Source organism: Pedobacter kyonggii, assembly GCF_004310665.1.
GTDB classification, from domain to species: domain Bacteria; phylum Bacteroidota; class Bacteroidia; order Sphingobacteriales; family Sphingobacteriaceae; genus Pedobacter; species Pedobacter kyonggii.
In genome coordinates, this window is the sequence record NZ_SIXF01000001.1 from 415,121 (window position 1) to 436,810 (window position 21,690).

Here is a 21,690-nt window from a genome sequence, read left to right on the forward strand (position 1 = left end):
AAGTATCAAGTAGCGAGAACCAAGTATCAAGATTCTAATTCAAGTCTTGACACTCGATACTTACGTCTTGCTACTATTTATAACTTCTTTGTGCTACTTTAATATTTTCAAACTTCAATTCTTCTTTGTGAAGTTCGAAGTTTACACCTTCTTTAAATTCCCAAGCGGCTACGTAAGCATAATTCTCATCATCACGTAGTGCTTCACCTTCTTCTGTCTGATACTCTTCACGGAAGTGACCGCCACAACTTTCGTTACGGTTTAATGCATCAATACACATCAACTCGCCTAGCTCGATAAAATCGGCAACACGGCCAGCTTTTTCCAATTCGGTGTTTAACTCATCGGCTGTTCCAGGTACACGAACGTCGCTCCAGAATTCAGCACGTAAAGCTCTGATTTCCTGAATTGCTTCATTTAAACCTTTTTCGTTACGGGCCATACCACATTTCTCCCACATAATGTGGCCTAAACGTTTGTGGAAATGATCTACCGACTTAGTACCTTTAATATTGATCAGTGTATTTAAAATACCAACTGCTCTTTCTTCAGCCTCTACAAAAGCAGGGTGATCAGTAGGAATTGCTTTTACCGAAATCTCTTTTGATAAGTAAGCACCAATGGTGTAAGGGAGAACGAAATAACCATCAGCTAAACCTTGCATCAAAGCAGATGCACCTAAACGGTTGGCACCGTGATCTGAGAAGTTAGCCTCACCAGTACAGTATAAACCAGGTACCGATGTCATTAAGTTATAATCAACCCATAAACCACCCATGGTATAGTGAACTGCAGGATAGATACGCATTGGTGTTTCGTAAGGATTTTCACCGGTAATCTGCGCATACATATCAAACAGGTTACCATATTTTTCCTTAATTACTGCGGTACCTAAGCGCATACAGGTCTCTTTGTCAGGATTGTGGTTACCTGCCTTAGAAGCTTCGATTTTTCCGTAACGTTCTGTATTGGCTTTAAAATCTAAGTATACTGCTAACTTAGAAGCACCTACTCCATAACCTGCATCACAACGCTCTTTCGCAGCACGGGAGGCCACATCACGAGGAACTAAGTTACCGAAAGCAGGGTAACGGCGCTCTAAATAATAATCTCTTTCATCTTCAGGAATTTCTGAAGCTTTACGGTTATCATCTTTCTTTTTAGGAACCCAAATACGTCCATCGTTACGTAACGACTCTGACATCAGGGTTAATTTAGATTGGTGATCGCCTGAAACCGGGATACAGGTTGGGTGGATCTGCGTATAACAAGGGTTTGCAAAATAAGCACCTTGTTTGTGCGCTTTCCACGCTGCTGTAACGTTACTTCCCATCGCGTTGGTAGAAAGATAGAATACGTTTCCGTAACCACCTGTTCCTAATACCACCGCATGACCGAAATGACGCTCGATTTCTCCTGTAATTAAGTTACGTGCAATAATACCGCGTGCTTTGCCATCAATTTTAACAACCTCAAGCATTTCGTGGCGGGTATACATTTCTACTTTACCCATACCAATCTGGCGTTCTAAAGCAGAATACGCACCTAATAATAACTGTTGACCAGTTTGACCAGCCGCATAAAAAGTACGTTGTACCTGTGTACCACCGAATGAACGGTTATCTAACAAACCACCGTACTCACGCGCCAAAGGCACGCCCTGAGCCACACACTGATCTATAATGTTGGCACTTACTTCGGCCAAACGATGCACATTGGCTTCGCGGGCACGATAATCGCCACCTTTAATTGTATCGTAAAAAAGGCGATAAACGCTATCACCATCATTCTGATAGTTTTTTGCAGCATTTATACCACCCTGAGCAGCGATTGAGTGTGCTCTACGCGGTGAATCCTGGAAGCAGAAACATTTTACTTTGTAACCCATTTCAGCCAAAGTAGCGGCTGCCGAAGCGCCTGCTAAACCCGAACCTACTATGATTACTTCAATAGTTCTTTTGTTCGATGGGTTAACCAAAGGCACAGAAGACTTATATTTTGTCCATTTGCTGGTTAATTCGCCTTCTGGAATATTTGAATTAATATCTGACATATCTTTTGTGCTAAAAATTATTGAATAAGACCGAAATAAACTGCAATCGGCATGGCTGCGAAAAGGATCGAAATAATAACCGAATACCAAACGCCAGCTCCTTTAATTATACCATTATATTTTGAGTGGTTCCATCCTAATGTTTGAAATGCGGAAGCAAAACCATGCAATAAGTGGTAGCATAAAGAAAACATTGCCAAAACATATACGATAACCCTTACCGGATCCTGAAATTTTTCCTTCATTACCGCATAAAGATCTTCATGTCCGTTGGCATCAACCGTTGGGATTCCTGTAAAACGGGAAACAACCCAAAAATCTTTCAGGTGAACTACCAGGAAGATCAGCAAAAGCGTACCCAGCAAGCCCATAGAACGGCTGTACCATTTACTGTTTGCCTTACCATCGTTTACGGCATATTTAACTGGGCGCGCTTTTTGATTTTGCAACGTTAAACGTAACGCCTGAAAAATGTGCGCAAGCAAACCAATAAACAACACAATCTCGCCAGCCCGGATAATCCAGTTAGTGGCCATAAAATGTGCGCCTACGTTAAATGTTAAACCACCATCGTTAATAAATATTAAAGCATTAATACCGCAGTGTACAATTAAAAAAAGTATCAGGAACAAACCTGTAATACCCATGATGAATTTCTTCCCTATTGAAGAAGAAAATGCATTTCCGAAACCACTCATTTGATTAGGATTTATATCTAAATTTCTTGCAAAAGTATCTAATTATGAGTTTAATTTATAAACGAATATGACAAAACAACGATAAAACATTTATTTAGAAACATTCTAAAGCATATTCAAAAATAATTGAAAGATTATTGGATTATTTGTGGTTTCACTCACAGAATATTCGTCATTGCGAGGCACGAAGCAATCCCACTATAGAGCTATAATAAACCAAAGTTTTAAGATTGCTTTGTCGTTCCTCCTCGCAATGACGATTTTTTAAGAATTTATTTTAATTATGCAAACCTATATAACTAAGTTTTTCGTTATATTGCTCTATCAAATTGTTAACATGAAAAAACAGCTCTATTTACTTACTTTATTAGCCGGCCTCTTCTCTTCTTGTGATCCAGCTCCTGCTACATTTAATCTCGAAACCAAAAACTTTGGCCCAAATGCTGTAATTACCATTCAAAGCGCTGAAAAGGGCGAGACACTCAAAGTTGAAAACATCACCAATACCAACCAGACTTTTAAAATCAATATCCCAATAAAAGGATATGCCACATTAAGAACTGAGGATGGCAGTCACACGGGAGAATATTACTTCTATCTTGATAAAGGCAGTTTCAAAGGCGTTCTTGATGGGAAAAACATCAATTCATATCCTTTAAAAAACGTTCCAACTGAAGAGGGTGAGCAATTTATAAACTATTATAAGTTAAAAGACAGTATGAGTAAAAACCTACTCGACAGTTTGGACATTGCTGAATTGGCATTCGACCAGGCCACAAGAGCCAATGTTTTGGAACGGGCCAAGGAAGTAGACCGTTGGAGAGAGAAAAAAATCTTGCTCCAATTGGATATCATAAAGGCATTTGCCAAAAAGTATCCGGGTTCTACACATACACTGTTTTTATTGGAACAACTGGGCAGGGCAGATTCGGAAGCCAAGAACTATTTATCCATTTTTAACAGTTTAGATAAAGAAGTTCAGGATAGTAAAAAAGGCAAAAGTCTTTTAGCTGAAATTAACCAGGCCAGCCAGATGATGGCGGGGAGTAAAATGCCCAATATTGAAGGTGAAAATCCAGATGGAAAAAAGTTCAACCTTAGTGTGCTTAAAAAAGTAAACCTGGTTATATGCTGGACTTCTTATAGTGGAAAAAGCAGAAAAAACAATCAGGTATTGGTTAACCTTTACGAGAAGTATAAAAATAAAGATGTTGAATTTATTGGCGTATCATTCGATAAGAAGAGGGATTGGTGGGTAAATGTAATCAAGGATGATCATCTTACCTGGCCACAATATTCAGACCTTCAGGGAGCAAAATCGCCCAATGCAAAGAATCTGAGCAATTATAATGTTACTTACTTCTTTTTAGTAGATAAAAACGGCACTGTATTAACCAATAATGATCTTTCTTTAGATTTTGTTGATGATGAAATCAGCAAAAATTTGGCAGGCAGATAAAAGGTGTGAATTGACAATCCAAAAGTTGATTCCACAAAAAAAGTCCCGATTTGCATCGGGACTTTTTACGATTTATGTGTTCGAGTTTTCTTAAGCTACTTTAACATTTACCGCGTTTAGGCCTTTTCTACCTTCTTCTACATCGTAGTTTACGGTATCATTCTCGCGAATGTTATCGATTAAGCCTGAAGCATGAACAAAAATTTCGGCATCGCCATTAGATGGAGTGATAAATCCGAAACCTTTAGTTTCATTAAAAAATTTTACTGTTCCTTGTTGCATTATATTGTATTTTAATTTGTTTCAAAGATAGAGTTAAATCCCTATAAATCAATTTTTTATTTTTTATTATATAAATAATTGCTAAATATATTGATAATTTGCCCTTTAAGCCCCATTTAATGGCCCGATTTAATTTATTATTACTCGATGTATCACCCGGTTTTCATCAATAAAGCACGTTCAAAATAAGCCTTTGCCTCCTTTTTGCTATCGAAAAAAAGCAAATACCAACTCAACATATAAATTGCTGTCGTAATCGATACTGGCTATCTGGAAAGAAATCAGGATAAATTAACTATAAACCAGGTTTTCGCGCTGCTCATAATTTACCATCAGATTTTCAGTAATTTTCACCATTAATGTTTCGTGTTCTTTACCATTATAGCTTAGGATTAACAGATCGCCAATGATTTCGTGTAAAATTAATTTCGGAGTGGTATAGGTGATCGATACCACATGTGCTGCTTTATTTAACAGATCCGAAGTGTAAATATATAATTCGGCCCAATCGAAAAGGATCGGATGATCTTCTAAATCGTTTAAGACAGGTATTTTATGTTCCAAGGCAGCAATGCTGTTCATTACGGCGTACTGAAGTTTTTGATGTAACGCGTTTGCCTTTTCGCTGGCTTGCTGCATCTGAGAAAAGGTATGTGCCTGCTCATCTAAGCTGTATATTTTTGATCTTTTTTGAAATTCTTTGTAAGTATCGTGAAATATCCGTCTTTCAAAATCCGTTCTGCACATGAAATTGAAATATTGTTTTACCCTGAGGTTAATGCTAGCTAAAGCCATAATATTCGGTTTTTGTTGCTGATTCAAATATGGAACAATAAAAAAAATTAATTTATAGCGTACCGGTAAACGCTGATTATCAATCGGTAAATAGCGAAACTAAATCTTGATTATGAAAAACGGATGAATATTGATTTGAGTACAGGGATTTGGCTGAACAGCCCGTTATTTAAGCTATTTTAACATTTCGAGATTCCTGAAGGGGGCAACTCGGGCGTAGTTGAAGGATAGTCTTTTTATTAGAAAATGTAGCTGTAGTAGTTCTTGGCGGTTTGCAGTCCCGCCATTCGCTTTAGTCCCCATGAAACCTGTGAACAAGCAAGCACACCATAAAAAGAAGAAAACAGTGCTTAAATCGGGAGCTGCCACTATTGTCGGGTTAAAGAACAAGGGTTTGTACACCCTGCAACCCCAAAAATGAAATGTTGTTGTGGCCAGCTAGCCCCGGTTGAAGCGATACCCTGCAGCAACGAGGTACGAGGCAGCAAAGCCTATAAGCGCAAAACGGGAACGCATTTATTGCTATGTACAAGCATTGCCCTCCAAACATGAAAATATTAAATTGGGTCTTTAAATGCGAAGATAATGATCTTCGACTACGCTCTCCACAGGAGTCCTTTGGACAGACTGACAACAAAGGCACTTAACTTAATGACCTGTGCCTCCTCCGTGGCTAAAAATATAACCTAATAGTTTATAGAGCAAACTATTAAATTAGCGGCAAACGATGCACCCAGTCACCCATTTCATTTTTTTAAAACAGTTTAATTTCCAACAGGTTATTAATATACAAAATAAGTATAACCAAAACTTTTACGATATGGAAACGAGAAACAACCATGGTTTAATCCAGGCTTTACTAGATTGCGCGCTAGCTTGCGAACATTGTGCATCGTCATGCTTAAAAGAAGAAGATATCAGCATGATGATTGACTGCATTAAACTAGATCGGGATTGCGCAGATATCTGTACCCAGGCAGCCAGGTTATTGCAAAGAGATTCAATTATCGGGCATCAATATTTATTGCTTTGTGAAGAAATATGCAGGCTTTGTGCAGCCGAATGTAGCAAACACGATCATGAACATTGCAGACAATGCGCTGTTGCCTGCGAAGAATGTGCAGATGCCTGTCATACCAATCACGAACCAATCCATCAGGATTAAAAAAAAGCGCCCCGATTTCAAATTGGGACGCTTTTAAAAACCATTTTTTATCAGATCAATTACTGTGCTGGGAAGCTATAGTTATAAGACCCTTGCTCGCCAACACCAGAAATACTCACCATGTTGTTTCTGCCTAAAGGCAATGCTTTTTGAACATCGGCAACAGAATTTACAGGTTGCCCATTCACTTTGGTAATGATTAAACCTTTTTCTACACCAATATTATCAAATGCTTTTCCTGTGGTTACTGAGGTTACTATAACACCACTATTAATGCCATATTTCGATTTCTGTGCTTGAGTAGCAGGAGCAAAAGTTGCACCTAATTTCGAAACCTCAGCGCCTTTGCTTGTTGCATTTTTGGCTGTAAGGCCTACGCTAGCTTCTCCTTTTAACGTTACGGTGTAATCTTTAAGTGCACCATCTCTCAATACTGTTAACTTAACCTTATCACCTGGATTTAAACGACCAACTCTTTCCTGAAGATCAGGTGAATCGTTGATCACTACTCCATCAACTTTTTTAATTACGTCGCCTGATTTAATACCTGCAGCAGCAGCACCGCCACCAGCAACTACATCATTCACATACAAACCACTTATTTCGTTGGTTTTAATGCCTTCAGGTTTATCTTCACCACTTAATGGCACAAAATTAACACCAATGTAACCACGTTTAACCGAGCCATATTTCATAAAATCATCTACAATTTTACGGGCAAGATTAACCGGAATTGCAAATCCATAACCTTGGTTATATCCGCTTTGCGATGCGATTGCCGAGTTAATACCTACCAATTCGCCATTTGCGTTTACAAGGGCGCCACCGCTGTTACCTGGGTTAATGGCAGCATCGGTTTGGATAAATGATTCGATACTGGTATTTGCCGGACGATCTGGTCTTTTACCTGTACGTTGGTATTCGCGATATTCCTCTTCTGTAATTTCATTACCTTGTTGCTCGCGGCCAATAATACCAATGCTACGGTTTTTTGCACTTACAATACCAGCTGTTACCGTAGTATTTAAATCTAATGGGAAACCAACAGCCAAAACCCATTCTCCAACCTGCACATTATCTGAGTTACCCATTTTTACTACAGGTAAACCAGTTGCATTTACTTTAATTAATGCTAAATCGGTATTCGGATCGCGGCCAATTACTTTTGCCTCTACTTTACGTCTGTCTGTTAAAACCACCTCAACCTTCTCTGCATTTTCTACCACGTGGTTATTGGTTACGATATAACCATCCTGACTGATAATTACACCAGAACCCGATGCTGCCCTAGGCTGACGTTGCATTTGACGGCCACCACCACCAAAGAAATCTTCCATCATATCAAATGGGGAAGAACTTCTACCACCGCCGCTTTGCGCCGCATATGTAGTTTTAATGTGAACTACACCAGGTGCAACAGCTGCTGCCGCCTGCGTAAAATCCGCTGTTCCCGCTGATGAAATTTTAAGCGGATTATTTGCAAAGTATAAGTTCTGTTTTTCAGTAATGGTACTGCCACTTTGGTTACGCTCAAATAGTTTGTAACCTCCAATTGCTGCTGCTCCACCTATAAAAGCAGCCAACACGGTAATTCCTAATATTTTTTTCATGTTTCTATATTGTGTTTTTTAAAGCCATGATTTATTATAAGCCGATTTGCTAGCTAATTGTTTGGTTAGCTTATAATATTCATTTGTTAAATGTTATTACTTGCAAGAGCACTTTCACTTTGATTTAAGCAGAATGCTCAGGCAGTTTCTATCTGCTCAAATTTTCTTTTGTAAGTTTACTCAAATTTAATACCATATAAACGATATTTGCATCTTCAAAGCACTTAGTTTTGTGTTAAAAAGTGTTAAATTTAATAACACAACCCACTAATTACCTTTTTGCAACTCAAATATTGCATTAAAAAATGAAGCTTTCATGAAAATTAATTTCTTTAAATACCAAGGCGCAGGCAACGATTTTATTTTAATAGACCACACCGCGAGTCCATTAAAAAACATTGATAATCAATTAGTTGAACAATTATGCCATAGAAGATTTGGCATTGGTGCCGATGGATTAATGTTTATTACCAAACATGAGGATTACGATTTTGAGATGCATTATTTTAATGCTGATGGTAAGCTGGGCAGCATGTGCGGAAATGGTGGCAGATGTATTGTTGCCTTTGCCAAACAACTTGGAATCATCGATCGCGAAACAAACTTTTTGGCAGTAGATGGCCCACATTATGCCAGAATTTCAGAAAATGGCGAATGGGTTGATTTACAAATGATTGATGTAGATACCATTACCAAAGATGGTGAGGCTTATGTATTGAACACTGGCTCGCCACATTATGTTGCGTTGCAAAGCGGTTTAAAAGACTTTGATGTTTTTACTGCAGGGAAAAACATTCGCTACAATGGAACTTATGCAGAAAAAGGTATAAATGTAAACTTTGTAGAGGATAATGGCGACTATTTGTTTGTACGCACCTACGAGCGTGGTGTTGAAGATGAAACTTATGCCTGTGGTACTGGGGTAACCGCAGTCGCCATAGCCATGGCGAAACACAAAGAACAAACCGGTCATATTAAAACAGCGATTAAAGTTTTGGGTGGCGATATTAAAATAGAATTCGATTACGATGGCAAGGAATTTACCAATGTATTTTTATGCGGCCCGGCTAAACTGGTTTTTGAGGGAGAAGTGGAGTAGTTTTCATAGAAACTTATTTTGCTTTAGATCATATATCGTCCTCGTTTATAACGAGGATGTATGAGATTAGCGATTTCATCGCTTTCTTTTAAATCTCGCTTTCATAAGACTTATGGGAGATTTATAATCCAATATAGGTAAATATTACTCCGCATTACAAATGCGGTTTTCATTAATCCTCGTTACACACGGGGACTATTGTCAGGAATGAAATAACCTTCTTTTCAAACCTCATAGGTTTAGCGCAACCTGAACAGCTTGTGTAAAACAGACACTATCCATGTATTTTGTTGCGTAAAGTACTCAACATTTATTCTAAAAAATCGTATATTTCCTTTGAAATTAACAGCTTTTAACATCTGTCGCAAGATATTTACATACTGTTATTTATGCAAAAAAATATGACAACACAATCCTTAACAGCACTTTAAAGGAAATCCAATAGGTTTTCAATCGGAAAATAAATCAATCGATTGATTAAATGACAGAATTCGGACAGATTTATTTTTTTTTAGGCTCTATTTTTGGGCATTTATTGGCGAAAATCGAAGTCCTATATTTTTTGACAACGCCCTTAATTCCGGAAATTTAAATTTAAACACACAGAAATACCCATGAGAAAAGTAACAACTCTCTTTTTTAGCGTGAGCATTGGTATGCTTTTAGCGTCCTGCGGAAATGACGATGCAGCTAAAAAAGCTGCTGCTGCTGCAGCTGCTGGTCCACAAGCTTACCCTGTTTTTACATTAACCACACAAAATACGACATTAGATTCTGATTATCCAGCGACAATTGAAGGTATTCAAAACATCGATATCCGTCCGAAAGTTGATGGTTTTATTGAAAAAATATTGGTGGATGAAGGTGCTGTAGTTAAGAAAGGTCAATTGCTTTTTACCATTAATGCACCACAGTATGAGCAACAGGTTAGAACAGCACGAGCAGCAATTAGCAGTGCCGAAGCCGATGTAAATGCCGCCCAGCTAACAGTAAACAAAACCAAACCCCTGGTAGAAAAAGATATCATTAGCAAATACGATCTGGATGCAGCGCAGCTAACGCTTCAAAGCAGGAGAGCTGCACTGGCACAAGCGAAAGCAGAATTGGTAAATGCACAGGTTAATTTAGGTTATACTTCGATTACCAGTCCTGTCGACGGCGTAGTTGGCAGTATCCCTTTCAGAAATGGAAGTTTAGTGAGCAGCAGCAGCACACAGCCTTTAACTACTGTTTCTAATACTTCGAAGGTTTACGCCTATTTCTCACTAAACGAGAAACAGCTTTTAGATTTTTCTAATACCTATAAAGGCAACACGCTTGCACAGCAGATGAAAAACATCCCTGCGGTGAGCTTGGTTCTTGCCGATGGTTCAATTTATGCACAAAATGGCAAGATCGAATCCATCAATGGGCAGATTAACACAAGTACTGGTTCGGCAAGTTTAAGGGCAACCTTCCCTAATCCGGTTTTCTTATTAAAAAATGGTGCAAGTGCATCGGTTAGGATCCCTCAGCATGTTGAAAATGCAATTTTAGTTCCTCAAAAATCAACTATCGATTTACAGGGCAAAAAATTCGTCTACATTTTAGGCGATTCCGCTAAGGTGATCAATACCCAAATTGAAGTGATGGAATTGGCTAAAGGCAATTTCTACGTGGTTACCAAAGGACTTAAAGCAGGCGATAAAGTTATTTTAGAAGGCTTTCAATCATTAAAAGACGGGACTAAAATTAAACCTGAGGTAAAAAACACCGATTCAGTTTATGCTGAAATAAAAAAATAACAATATAGTCAGTGCAATCACACTACATCAGTGTAATCCATATTAATTATGTTTAAGAAATTTATAGACAGGCCCGTTTTATCAACAGTTATATCCATTATAATTGTAATATTAGGTGTATTAGGCCTCGTAACTCTACCCATCTCGCAATATCCCGAAATTGCACCGCCGACCGTTCAGGTATCGGCTTCGTACCAGGGGGCAAATGCCGATGTGGTAATGAGCAGTGTTGTTGTTCCGCTGGAAGAGCAGATAAATGGTGTGGAAGACATGACTTACATGACTTCTAGTGCCAGTAACGATGGTACTGCAACCATTACCGTTAACTTTAAATTGGGCACAAATGCCGATTTAGCAGCGGTTAACGTGCAGAACCGTGTAGCCAGGGCAACCAGTTTATTACCTGCAGAGGTAACCAGATCGGGTGTAATTACGGCAAAAAGACAGGCGAGTAACTTACTTATTTTTGCCATTTACAGTGATGATCCATCATACGATCAGAAGTTTTTACAGAATTATGCCAACATTAACATCATCCCCGAAATTAAAAGGATTAGTGGTGTGGGTGATGCAAGTGCATTTGGTACTTTAGATTATACCATGCGTATCTGGCTTAAGCCAGAAGTAATGGCTGTTTACGGTCTGGTACCGAACGATGTAAGCGTAGCCTTGGCAGAGCAAAACATCGAAGCTGCACCAGGTCAGTTTGGTGAGCAGGGAAACCAGGCTTTTCAATACACGTTAAAATATAGTGGTCGTTTAAAAACGGAAACCGAGTTTAGCAACATCATTATTAAGGCAGATGCTAATGGACAGATTCTTCGTCTAAAAGATGTAGCCAGAATAGAACTTGGTGCACAAAGTTATGCCAGTTATGTAAAGTTTAACGGTAAACCTGCTTTAGGTATCGCCATTAGTCAAACAGCGGGCTCGAATGCGAAAGAAGTAATCGAAAACTCGATCAAAACTTTAGATAAAGCCGCAACTTCTTTCCCTAAAGGTGTTCATTACGAAACCGTAGTTAATGTAAATAACTTCTTGGATGCCTCAATCGAAAAGGTAATCCATACCCTGATCGAAGCATTTATTTTGGTGTTCCTGGTTGTATTTATCTTCTTACAGGATTTCCGTTCTACTTTAATTCCGGCAATCAGTGTTCCGGTAGCTATTATCGGTACCTTCTTCTTCCTGAGTCTGTTCGGTTTTACCATTAACTTGTTAACCTTATTTGCATTGGTACTGGCCATCGGTATTGTAGTAGATGATGCCATTGTGGTGGTTGAGGCCGTGCATGCCAAGCTCGATGCCGGTTACAAAGACCCTAAAAAGGCAACGAAAGATGCGATGGATGACATTAGTGGTGCGATTATTTCGATTACACTGGTAATGGCGGCGGTATTTATCCCGGTAAGTTTTATCCAGGGTTCGTCGGGTGTATTTTATAAACAATTCGGTTTAACACTGGCTATCGCGATTATTTTATCGGCGATCAACGCCTTAACATTAAGTCCGGCACTGTGTGCGATGTTCTTAAAACCACATGCAGAAGATCACGAAAAAAGCAAAAATTTCTTGCAGCGTTTTTATACTGCTTTCAATACTTCATTTGATGCCGTAACGCAAAAATATAAACGCTCTGTTGGCTTCTTAGGCAAAAAAAGATGGCTTGCAGGTTTAGGAATTGCTGTTTTCGCAGTGGTGCTGGTATGGATTATGAATACTACTCCTAAAGGTTTCGTACCAAACGAAGATTTAGGAACAGTTTTCTCTGATATTTCATTGCCACCTTCTACTTCACAGGAAGAAACCGATAAAATTATTGTAAAAATCAATGATATTGTAAGTAAGGTACCAGAGGTAGAGGCTACATTTAGGGTTGTTGGCCGAAGTTTGATCAGTGGTTCGGGTAGTTCTTATGGTATGGTTATCGCAAGGCTTAAACCGTGGGATAAACGTAAGCGTGATGTTAAAGCCATTATCGGTGAATTATTTGCAAAAGCAGCCAGCATTAAAGGTGCAAAGGTTATTTTCTTTGCTCCGCCAACCATTCAGGGTTTTGGTACCGGTGGTGGTTTCGAGTTTCAGTTACAGGACAAAACCGGTGGCGACATTAAAAAATTCAATGAAGTGGGTAATGCATTTTTAGCTGCATTGAGTAAACGTCCTGAAATTCAATACGCATCAACCTCGTTCAACCCGAATTTCCCACAATATCAGATCGATGTAAATGTGGCAAAAGTGAAACAAGCTGGCTTAACGGTTAGCGATGTGTTGGGTGTTTTGCAAGGTTATTATGGTGGTGTTTATGCCTCAAACTTTAATAAATTTGGTAAACAGTACAGGGTAATGTACCAGGCAGATGCCAAGTACCGTGCTAATCAGCAAAGTTTAACCAGTATTTACGTACGTAATTCGAGCGGTACAATGGCTCCTATTTCTGAGTTTATCACCTTAGAAAAAGTATATGGGCCACAAGCTATTTCACGTTTTAACTTGTATACCTCAATTGCAGTTACAGGTAACCCGAATGCAGGATTTAGTTCTGGTGACGCCATTAAGGCCATTCAGGAAGAAGCCGCAATTCACCTTCCAGCAGGTTATGGATATGAGTTCTCTGGTTTATCGCGTGAAGAAGTGAGCAGTGGTAGTCAGACAATTTTTATCTTTCTGCTTTGCGTAGTCTTCGTATACTTCCTGCTTTCGGCACAATACGAAAGTTACATCTTACCATTGGCGGTATTGTTTTCGTTGCCAATTGGTTTAGCCGGGGTATTCATCTTTGATAAAATCTTTGGTGTAGATAATAACATTTATACGCAGATTACCTTGATCATGCTTGTAGGATTACTCGCAAAGAATGCCATTTTAATTGTAGAGTACGCGGTAGACAGGCGACGAAAGGGAATGAGTATTATTAACTCTGCTATTGATGGTGCAACTGCCCGTTTACGTCCGATCTTGATGACCTCTTTTGCTTTTATCCTAGGTTTATTGCCTTTAATGTTATCATCAGGTGTTGGTGCAGCAGGTAATACTTCTATTGGTACTGGAGCTGTAGGTGGTATGTTAATTGGTACTATATTCGGTGTGTTTGTAATTCCGGCCCTGTTCATTGTTTTCCAAACCTTACAGGAAAAAATAAGTAACAGTTCTCCTTTTGAGGAAGGCATTGATCGCGAACAAACAGAAGAAGAGTACGAGTTAGCGGTTAACCGTCCACATTAATTTGAAAATCATGAAATTTAGATATAAGCATTCCATTTTAATCGGTTTAGCCATCCTCAGCCTAAGCGCCTGCGTAACTAAAAAATACGAGCGCCCACAGCTAAAGAGTGAAGGTTTATACCGTGATAACAATACAACAGACACAACCACTATTGCCGATGTGCAATGGAAAACGTTGTTCTCAGATACCACTTTACAGTCGCTGATCCAACAGGGGATAAATGAAAATTTAGACCTGAAACAGGCCATCGAGCGTATTAAAATTGCCGAAGCAACACTAATACAAAGTCGTGGAGCATTATTGCCAAGCTTACAGGCTGATGTAAATGTAACGGATAATAAACAATCGCAGGCCTCCTTAAACTTTCCTCCTGGGATTAACATTAATTTAGAAACTCAAACCTATAAAGCACAGCTGAGCACCAGTTGGGAAGCTGATATTTGGGGAAAATTAAGCAGTGCAAAACGCGGTGCTTACGCTACTTTATTACAAAGTGATGCAGCAAAACGCGCTGTTCAAACTCAGTTAATTGCCACAATTGCCAACAATTATTACACTTTATTGGCCCTTGACAAACAATTGGCAATTACCGAGCAAACCATTAAAGTAAGAACGCAGGATGTAGAAACCATGAAAGCCTTAAAACAAGGTGCTGTAGTTAATGGTGCCGCTGTTGTACAGAGTGAAGCCAACTTATACGCAGCTCAGGTAACCCTGCCCGATTTAAAAAGAAGTATTAAAGAGGCCGAAAATGCTTTAAGTGTTTTGGTTGCTAAGGCGCCAAATGCAATTAACCGTACCACCTTGGATCAGCAGACACCATATGCTGATCTACAAACCGGCGTTTCTGCACAATTATTAAAAAACCGCCCGGATGTAATAGCTGCCGAATTTGGTTTCAGATCAGCTTTCGAAAACACAAACGTAGCAAAAGCTTATTTTTATCCTGCTTTAACCATTACCGCAACAGGTGGCTTATCAAGCTTACAATTACAGGATTTCTTCAGCAAATCTATCTTCTATAATCTGGTTGGTGGTTTAACGCAGCCCATTTTTGCAAGAGGAGCAAACAAGGCCCGCTTAAAAACAGCTGAAGCGAATCAACAAATTGCTTTCTATAACTTTCAACAAACACTGTTAACCGGTGGACAGGAAGTATCGAATGCACTGTATGCCTATCAAACCGCTTCGGAAAAAGAAGCAACAAGGGCAAAACAAATTGCCTCGCTAACCAAAGCAGTAGATTTTACCAAAGAATTGTTACGGTACAGTTCGGCAACAAACTATACTGACGTTTTAACTTCAGAACAAAGTCTATTAACAGCACAATTAAGTGGCATTAACGATCGATTACAAAAACTACAATCGGTTGTAAACTTATACCGCGCATTAGGCGGTGGCTGGAAATAGACAATAATTAACAAATTTTTAGGGCATTCTGATTTTCAGGATGCCTTTTTGTTTTAGGCTGATTCGTTTGCACTCATACAATCCAACAATTCACTGTTCTTTAAATTCCGATAAAAAACTGATAATTTTTATCTCAAAAACCGATACTTCTTTTTGATGTAACCTCAAAATATTGTAAGTTTAAAGTTTTTTAAGCGCTTAGCTTAGAAAAAATTTTAAACCAATCAATGTTACGTGTCGATAGTTCTAAAGCCTGTAAAGTGGTGTACTCTTTGTGCAAACATGAGTACTTGGGCTATTTAATTGAACCTCACATTGTTCAGCTCAATCCGCAAGGAGATTTTTCGTTTACTTACCAACGGATTTTTACACATACTGCAGAAGAATTTAATGCCTGTTTAAGTGATATTGATTATAAACTGATCAAAATTTTAGATGACATTGAGCAAGACTCGCTGATTAAAAAATATTACAAAAAACTAATCAGGCCAACTGAGTTTTTCACTAAAATTTTCGACAATAAATTTTATGAAAATGTTCGCCCTAAAATCGAGAAGAAACTTGCCGAAGCTTTAGAGCTTTTGAAAGTCAAAAACGAGCTTTATATAATGGACAAAGATGGCTGGCCGGTAGAACGAAAAATCGAACTGGCTGATGAGCCTGCATCTATTCTTTTTCATTTCCGAAGGAACGAAACTGAAACACGTTATTTTCCGACCATCAAATATCAGAATCTGCGCATCGAATTTATGTTTAAAGAAGCACAGATTATCAGCAACAAACCTGCGTGGTTGTTGCTTAACGATGTATTGTACTTTTTTGATCAGGATATTGAAGGAAAAAAACTGCAACCCTTTTTAAATAAACGCTTTATTGCCATACCCAAAACAACTGAAGCCACTTATTTTGAAAAGTTTGTAGCCCCCCTAATAGAAAAACACCATGTGTATGCCGAGGGTTTCGAAATCAGAACCGAACAGTTTGAGGCAATACCGGTAATTAAAGTTTTGTACGTGGATGGCGGACTTTCTCAAATTCAACTATATTTTAAATACGGAGAATATACATTTTCAGTAGAGAATGCGCACAAAGTAACTGTACGTTTAGAAAAAACTGCCGACAACTATATTTTCCACCGCATCAAACGTTCGGCAGAATGGGAGAAAAAGCAGTTCAATTTGCTGTTATCGTTAGGACTAAAAAAAACGAGTTCTTTATTCAGCAACCTGGAAGTAGCTGCTGCCGACGAAAATCCAAGTTACGGGGCTATAAATTGGGTAAACGAGCATATCGAAATCTTACAGGCATCGGGTTTTGAAATTGAACAGGCCACAGGGCAGAAAAAATTTGTTTTCGGCGCCAGCAAAATAGATCTTGAAGTTAAAGAAGGAAACGATTGGTTCGATATCCATGCCGTGGTATGGTTCGGAAAATACCAGATTCCTTTTCTTTCACTAAAGCAGCATATTCTACACAAAAAGCGTGAGTTTTTATTGCCCGATGGCGAAGTGGCCATTATCCCGGATAAATGGTTTACGCAATACGGTAGTTTGTTCAGTTTGGCAGAGGCCGGAAAAACGCTAAAATTAAAGAAACACCATATCGGTCTCATCAATGATTTGGCTGAAGATAGCTTAGCTAATGTTACGCTTGAACGCAAGTTACAGCGATTATCAGACTTTGAGGATATTGCCGATACGCAAATGCCTGTTCATTTTAAAGGCAGTTTACGTGATTACCAGAAAGCTGGCTATAACTGGTTCAGCTTTTTACGCGAATACAATTTCGGTGGATGTTTGGCCGATGATATGGGTTTGGGTAAAACCATCCAAACATTGGCCATGCTGCAAAAGGTGAAGGAAGATGACCAATTGCTTGAAACGCAGACGACCTCGCTCATCATCATGCCTACCTCTTTAATTTACAACTGGTTAACAGAAGCTAAAAAATTTACACCAAAGCTTAAAATACTGGCACATACGGGTACCAACCGAAATAAAGATGTTGCCAATTTTGCCAATTACGATATTATCATTACCACTTACGGTGTAACCAGAGTAGATGTAGATGAACTGAAAAACTTCTATTTCAATTACATTATTCTTGATGAAAGTCAGAATATTAAAAACCCTGCGTCGAAATCGTTCAAAGCCGTTAGAAGCTTAAAATCTAAACATAAACTGATTCTGAGTGGTACACCTGTAGAAAACTCAGTAAGCGATTTATGGTCGCAGTTGACCTTTTTAAACCCTGGTTTATTGGGCACACAGGCATTCTTCTACGAAGAATATGTACAAGCGATAGAAAAGAAAAAGGACGAAGAAAAAGCGCGTAAACTGCAATCGATTATCAAACCATTTGTGCTCCGTAGGACGAAAGAGCAAGTAGCAGCAGAATTACCACCTAAAACGGAACAGGTAATTTATTGCGACATGAGCGAAGATCAGGCTGCTTATTACGAAAAAATAAAATCTGCCTACCGTAACGATTTGTTGCAGAGTATGGACGATGGAACTTTCGCACAGAAACAAGTGCAGCTTTTACAAGGGCTAACCGCTTTACGTCAACTGGCCAACCACCCTGTAATGATTGATGGCGCCTATGTTTCAGATTCTGGAAAGTTCGAAAACGTGATCCATACACTAGATAATGTACTTAAAGGCGGACATAAGGTTTTGGTTTTTTCTCAGTTTGTGAAACACCTGGATATCTTCAAAAAACATTTTGAAGCAGAACATATCCCATTTGCTTATTTAGATGGCGCAACCCGTAACCGTGGCGAAATTGTTTCAGAATTTCAGCAAAATACCGAACTGAAGGTCTTCTTAATCTCTATAAAAGCTGGCGGCGTAGGTTTAAACTTAACACAAGCTGATTATGTTTTTATCCTCGATCCATGGTGGAACCCGGCAGTAGAACAACAAGCCATCGACAGAACGCACCGTATTGGTCAGGATAAAAAGGTTTTCATTTACAAATTCATTGCAAAAGACACCGTTGAAGAGAAAATATTAGCTTTACAGAACCGTAAAAAATCGCTCGCAAACTCTTTAATTACAACTGAAGAAAGTTTCTTTAAATCGTTAAGCAAAGAAGATATACGGGATATATTGAATTAAAGCCGTCACAAGGAACTGGTTCATTAGTCATTGGTTCATTCGTGAACATTTTGCAAGCTGGATATATCTCGAAATATCGTCATTCCCAACTTGATTGGGAATCTTAATGCATTATAAATGTGAGACACATTAGCTTTAAGATTCCCGCATACGCGAGAATGACGATGATGCGAACAATAAAATCCTCTTAAATGACCTTAAGTTTCTTAGGTGACGAAATTTTTATTTGTAACGACTTACATTTAAACTTCTTTTCAAAACTCATTTCCTTCTTACTTGTTATACAGTAGAACATAAATTTTACCATCATGACAAATCAAGATTTTAATACCGCTGTAAACAACGTTAAAGAAGCCTGGAAGTACCCGGAATTATTCGAAAACGTCTCAAAATCTGAACGTTGGTTATCCGGCGCTGCAGGAACATATTTACTCTTTAAAGGTATTACCAGTATCTTTTCGCATCCTGTAATTGGCCTTACGGGTGCAACCATTGGTGCAGGATTACTATACCGCGGCATTACGGGTTATTGCCCAATGCGCGATTTGGCCGAACAGCGTAAAGAAGATATTGCCCCTGACGAAGTAATTATAAGTGAAACCTATGTTGTTGACGATTTGGGGTAAAATTTTAAATACGAAATTTCCATTTCTTAATAAACTGGTTAACTTTAAAAAGTTAAACCACAATCATGAACAAGTACACACTATTATTTATTCCTGCGCTTTTTGCAGTGCAAGCTATGGCACAAGATAAGAAACCGGATCCTGCCAAAGACCCAAAAACAACTGAGGTTTGGGAACCCGTTCCTAAAATTGTTACACCGGGCAAATTGCCTCAGGATGCACCATCTGATGCGACCATTCTTTTCAACGGGAGAAATTTAGATGCATGGCATTCTGTTAAAGATCCATCTAAACCAGCTGCCTGGACAATCGACGATGGTTTTTTCACGGTAAAAAAAGGCACAGGAAATATCGAAACCAATAAAAAATTTACCGATTATCAATTGCACATGGAATGGAAAATTCCTGAAAACATAACTGGCGAAGGTCAGTCACGTGGAAACAGCGGGGTATTTTTAGCCTCAACTGGCGGTGGCGATGACGGTTACGAAATCCAGATTATGGATGCTTATAATAACAAAACCTATGTTAACGGACAAACAGGCAGTGTTTACAAACAAGCTATTCCATTGGCAAATGCCAACAAGAAACCAGGCGAATGGCAATATTACGATATCATTTGGAACGCGCCACGTTTTAATGAAGATGGAACAGTACAAAAACCAGCAAGTGTTACTGTATTTTTAAACGGCGTACTTTTACAGAACGGATTTGTACTAAAAGGGGAAACCAGGTATATCGGTGCACCAGAATACAAAAAACATGGTCCGGCTTCAATTAAATTACAAGATCACGGCGATCCAAGTCCTGCAATCAGTTACAGGAACATCTGGGTAAGAGAATTATAATTTCAACAAAACAACAATATAGGCCTCGTTTGTAACAAGGATTAATGAAAACAGCGATTTTATCGCCTAATATTAAACACATTAAAAATATGAATCTCTTGCATCCTCGTTACAAACGAGGACGATCACAGTTAGAGAATTATAAATAAAACAAAACAATAATAAGAAACCTGCAGATCAAAAGTTTGCGGGTTTTGTTTTATAAGATAATTTCATTGATAATTGCATCAGATTAACAGCGGTATTTTTTATGAACAAAGGCAGATTAGAAGCATTTAGTGATGGGGTTATTGCAATTATCATTACCATTATGGTTTTAGAGATCAAGGTTCCAGAGCATGGCGATACATTAGCTAGCTTAAAACCACTTATTCCTAAATTTATCAGTTACGTTTTAAGTTTTACTTATGTGGGTATTTACTGGAACAATCACCATCACCTCATGCATGCGGTTAAGAAAGTGAGCGGATCAATGCTGTGGGCCAATTTAAATTTGCTTTTTTGGTTATCTCTTTTTCCGGTTACAGCAGGATGGATGGGAGAAAACCATTTCACCTTTTGGCCAGTTGTGGCTTATGGCGTAGTATTATTTTTAGCAGCCATTGCTTATTTAATTTTGGTCATCACGATTAAAAAAACAGAGGGTGCACATTCACTCGTAGTTGAAGCAATAGGCAATGATAGTAAAGGAAAAATTTCTTTAGTTTTTTATGCCCTGGGAATAGGCCTCAGCTTCATAAACCCTTGGATTGGCTGTTCGATGTATGTAATTGTTGCAGCCATTTGGTTTATACCCGATACCAGAATTGAGCGGGCTATACATCAATCATTAGAGAATAAAGGCTAGTCCATTCTCAAAACACCCATAAATGTTTCTCTCTCTATCATTTCAGCGCCTAAGCTCATTAAATGATCGTTTGGTAACTGGCAATCTATTAAATCGATATTCATTTTACTTAAAAAAATCAATCCTGCTTTTGAGGCATTGCTTACATGGCTAAACATACTTTCGCCGCAAAAAACACGGTTTACTTTTAAACCATATAAGCCCCCAATCAATTTGTCTTCCTGCCAAACCTCTACACTATGCGCATAGCCCTGCTGATGAAGGTTAATGTAAGCATCTTGCATTTCGTTGGTAATCCAGGTACCATCCTGCCCTTTCCTTTCGGTAGTTGCGCAATTGCGGATCACTTCGGCAAAAGCCTGATTAAAAGTAATCTTGAAAACTTCCTGGTTTAAAATTTTCTGCATGCTTTTACTGATCTTAATTTTATTAGGATAAATCACACAGCGCTTGTGTGGTGAATACCAGAGGATAGGTTCGCCTTCACTAAACCAGGGAAATATACCATTCGAATAGGCGATTAACAACCGCTCCGTACTTAAATCGCCCCCAATGGCCAATAAACCATCCTCTTCTGCCAAAGCCGGATCTGGAAAGCCCGGGTCATCATCTAGTAACTGAAAAAACATCAACAAAAATAAGAAAGAAAACAAAGATTAAACCCTGGCG

16 protein-coding genes are annotated in these 21,690 nt (G+C 38.7%); 10 read left to right on the top strand and 6 right to left on the bottom strand.

Annotated features, from left to right (window positions below; all coding sequences use genetic code 11):
• Window positions 1–73 precede the first annotated feature (73 nt).
• Both EYS08_RS01895 and EYS08_RS01900 read right to left on the bottom strand, forming a co-directional pair.
• Window positions 74–2,053 carry a fumarate reductase/succinate dehydrogenase flavoprotein subunit gene (locus EYS08_RS01895; RefSeq protein WP_057931499.1) on the bottom strand — a complete coding sequence of 660 codons (1,980 nt, stop codon included), beginning with the start codon at window positions 2,051–2,053 and terminating at the stop codon, window positions 74–76.
• Between the two features lie 17 nt (window positions 2,054–2,070).
• Complete coding sequence (locus tag EYS08_RS01900) at window positions 2,071–2,751, bottom strand: succinate dehydrogenase cytochrome b subunit (RefSeq protein WP_131028155.1); 681 nt, start codon at window positions 2,749–2,751, stop codon at window positions 2,071–2,073.
• Window positions 2,752–3,088: 337 nt separating this feature from the next.
• On the opposite strand from EYS08_RS01900, the gene EYS08_RS01905 reads away from it, so the two are divergent.
• Window positions 3,089–4,210, top strand: coding sequence for a TlpA family protein disulfide reductase (locus tag EYS08_RS01905; protein ID WP_165456340.1), 1,122 nt, complete (start codon window positions 3,089–3,091; stop codon window positions 4,208–4,210).
• A 90-nt stretch (window positions 4,211–4,300) separates the two neighbouring features.
• Here the strand turns inward: EYS08_RS01905 and EYS08_RS01910 are convergent, their stop codons facing one another.
• A complete protein-coding gene (locus tag EYS08_RS01910) occupies window positions 4,301–4,492 on the bottom strand; it encodes a cold-shock protein (RefSeq protein ID WP_010599638.1) in 192 nt (63 codons plus the stop codon).
• Between the two features lie 291 nt (window positions 4,493–4,783).
• A complete protein-coding gene (locus EYS08_RS01915; RefSeq protein ID WP_131028157.1) occupies window positions 4,784–5,287 on the bottom strand; it encodes a hypothetical protein in 504 nt (167 codons plus the stop codon).
• A gap of 820 nt (window positions 5,288–6,107) precedes the next feature.
• On the opposite strand from EYS08_RS01915, the gene EYS08_RS01920 reads away from it, so the two are divergent.
• Window positions 6,108–6,452: a four-helix bundle copper-binding protein gene (locus EYS08_RS01920; protein ID WP_131028158.1), complete on the top strand. Its 345-nt coding sequence runs from the start codon at window positions 6,108–6,110 to the stop codon at window positions 6,450–6,452.
• A 59-nt stretch (window positions 6,453–6,511) separates the two neighbouring features.
• Here EYS08_RS01920 and EYS08_RS01925 read toward each other — a convergent pair whose 3' ends face one another.
• Window positions 6,512–8,062, bottom strand: coding sequence for a trypsin-like peptidase domain-containing protein (locus EYS08_RS01925; protein ID WP_131028159.1), 1,551 nt, complete (start codon window positions 8,060–8,062; stop codon window positions 6,512–6,514).
• 316 nt (window positions 8,063–8,378) lie between these two features.
• Between EYS08_RS01925 and dapF the strand changes: the two genes are divergently transcribed.
• The 8 genes from dapF (at window position 8,379) to EYS08_RS01965 (ending at window position 21,021) form a co-directional block, all read left to right on the top strand.
• On the top strand, window positions 8,379–9,161 hold the full coding sequence (dapF, locus tag EYS08_RS01930) for a diaminopimelate epimerase (RefSeq protein ID WP_131028160.1): 783 nt from the start codon (window positions 8,379–8,381) through the stop codon (window positions 9,159–9,161).
• Window positions 9,162–9,775: 614 nt separating this feature from the next.
• Entirely contained in the window at window positions 9,776–10,945 is a 1,170-nt protein-coding gene (locus EYS08_RS01935; RefSeq protein ID WP_131028161.1) for an efflux RND transporter periplasmic adaptor subunit, read from the top strand.
• Window positions 10,946–10,993: 48 nt separating this feature from the next.
• Window positions 10,994–14,170: an efflux RND transporter permease subunit gene (locus EYS08_RS01940; RefSeq protein WP_131028162.1), complete on the top strand. Its 3,177-nt coding sequence runs from the start codon at window positions 10,994–10,996 to the stop codon at window positions 14,168–14,170.
• Window positions 14,171–14,180: 10 nt separating this feature from the next.
• Window positions 14,181–15,581, top strand: coding sequence for an efflux transporter outer membrane subunit (locus EYS08_RS01945; RefSeq protein ID WP_131028163.1), 1,401 nt, complete (start codon window positions 14,181–14,183; stop codon window positions 15,579–15,581).
• A 227-nt stretch (window positions 15,582–15,808) separates the two neighbouring features.
• Window positions 15,809–18,700: a DEAD/DEAH box helicase gene (locus tag EYS08_RS01950; protein ID WP_131028164.1), complete on the top strand. Its 2,892-nt coding sequence runs from the start codon at window positions 15,809–15,811 to the stop codon at window positions 18,698–18,700.
• Between the two features lie 308 nt (window positions 18,701–19,008).
• Window positions 19,009–19,326: a YgaP family membrane protein gene (locus EYS08_RS01955; RefSeq protein WP_131028165.1), complete on the top strand. Its 318-nt coding sequence runs from the start codon at window positions 19,009–19,011 to the stop codon at window positions 19,324–19,326.
• A 65-nt stretch (window positions 19,327–19,391) separates the two neighbouring features.
• Window positions 19,392–20,174, top strand: a complete 783-nt coding sequence (locus EYS08_RS01960) for a 3-keto-disaccharide hydrolase (RefSeq protein WP_131028166.1) — start codon at window positions 19,392–19,394, stop codon at window positions 20,172–20,174.
• 250 nt (window positions 20,175–20,424) lie between these two features.
• The gene (locus EYS08_RS01965; RefSeq protein WP_131028167.1) at window positions 20,425–21,021 is read left to right on the top strand and encodes a TMEM175 family protein; all 597 of its coding nucleotides are present in this window, start codon (window positions 20,425–20,427) and stop codon (window positions 21,019–21,021) included.
• Here the strand turns inward: EYS08_RS01965 and aat are convergent.
• A complete protein-coding gene (aat, locus tag EYS08_RS01970; protein WP_131028168.1) occupies window positions 21,018–21,650 on the bottom strand; it encodes a leucyl/phenylalanyl-tRNA--protein transferase in 633 nt (210 codons plus the stop codon). The two genes, EYS08_RS01965 and aat, sit on opposite strands and share 4 nt — an antisense overlap.
• Window positions 21,651–21,690 lie beyond the last annotated feature (40 nt).

Coding starts and splice junctions, on each gene's coding strand:
- EYS08_RS01895 (WP_057931499.1), bottom strand. CDS start 2,053: ATGTCAGATATTAATTCAAATATTCCAGAAGGCGAATTAACCAGCAAA.
- EYS08_RS01900 (WP_131028155.1), bottom strand. CDS start 2,751: ATGAGTGGTTTCGGAAATGCATTTTCTTCTTCAATAGGGAAGAAATTC.
- EYS08_RS01905 (WP_165456340.1), top strand. CDS start 3,089: ATGAAAAAACAGCTCTATTTACTTACTTTATTAGCCGGCCTCTTCTCT.
- EYS08_RS01910 (WP_010599638.1), bottom strand. CDS start 4,492: ATGCAACAAGGAACAGTAAAATTTTTTAATGAAACTAAAGGTTTCGGA.
- EYS08_RS01915 (WP_131028157.1), bottom strand. CDS start 5,287: ATGGCTTTAGCTAGCATTAACCTCAGGGTAAAACAATATTTCAATTTC.
- EYS08_RS01920 (WP_131028158.1), top strand. CDS start 6,108: ATGGAAACGAGAAACAACCATGGTTTAATCCAGGCTTTACTAGATTGC.
- EYS08_RS01925 (WP_131028159.1), bottom strand. CDS start 8,062: ATGAAAAAAATATTAGGAATTACCGTGTTGGCTGCTTTTATAGGTGGA.
- dapF (WP_131028160.1), top strand. CDS start 8,379: ATGAAAATTAATTTCTTTAAATACCAAGGCGCAGGCAACGATTTTATT.
- EYS08_RS01935 (WP_131028161.1), top strand. CDS start 9,776: ATGAGAAAAGTAACAACTCTCTTTTTTAGCGTGAGCATTGGTATGCTT.
- EYS08_RS01940 (WP_131028162.1), top strand. CDS start 10,994: ATGTTTAAGAAATTTATAGACAGGCCCGTTTTATCAACAGTTATATCC.
- EYS08_RS01945 (WP_131028163.1), top strand. CDS start 14,181: ATGAAATTTAGATATAAGCATTCCATTTTAATCGGTTTAGCCATCCTC.
- EYS08_RS01950 (WP_131028164.1), top strand. CDS start 15,809: ATGTTACGTGTCGATAGTTCTAAAGCCTGTAAAGTGGTGTACTCTTTG.
- EYS08_RS01955 (WP_131028165.1), top strand. CDS start 19,009: ATGACAAATCAAGATTTTAATACCGCTGTAAACAACGTTAAAGAAGCC.
- EYS08_RS01960 (WP_131028166.1), top strand. CDS start 19,392: ATGAACAAGTACACACTATTATTTATTCCTGCGCTTTTTGCAGTGCAA.
- EYS08_RS01965 (WP_131028167.1), top strand. CDS start 20,425: ATGAACAAAGGCAGATTAGAAGCATTTAGTGATGGGGTTATTGCAATT.
- aat (WP_131028168.1), bottom strand. CDS start 21,650: ATGTTTTTTCAGTTACTAGATGATGACCCGGGCTTTCCAGATCCGGCT.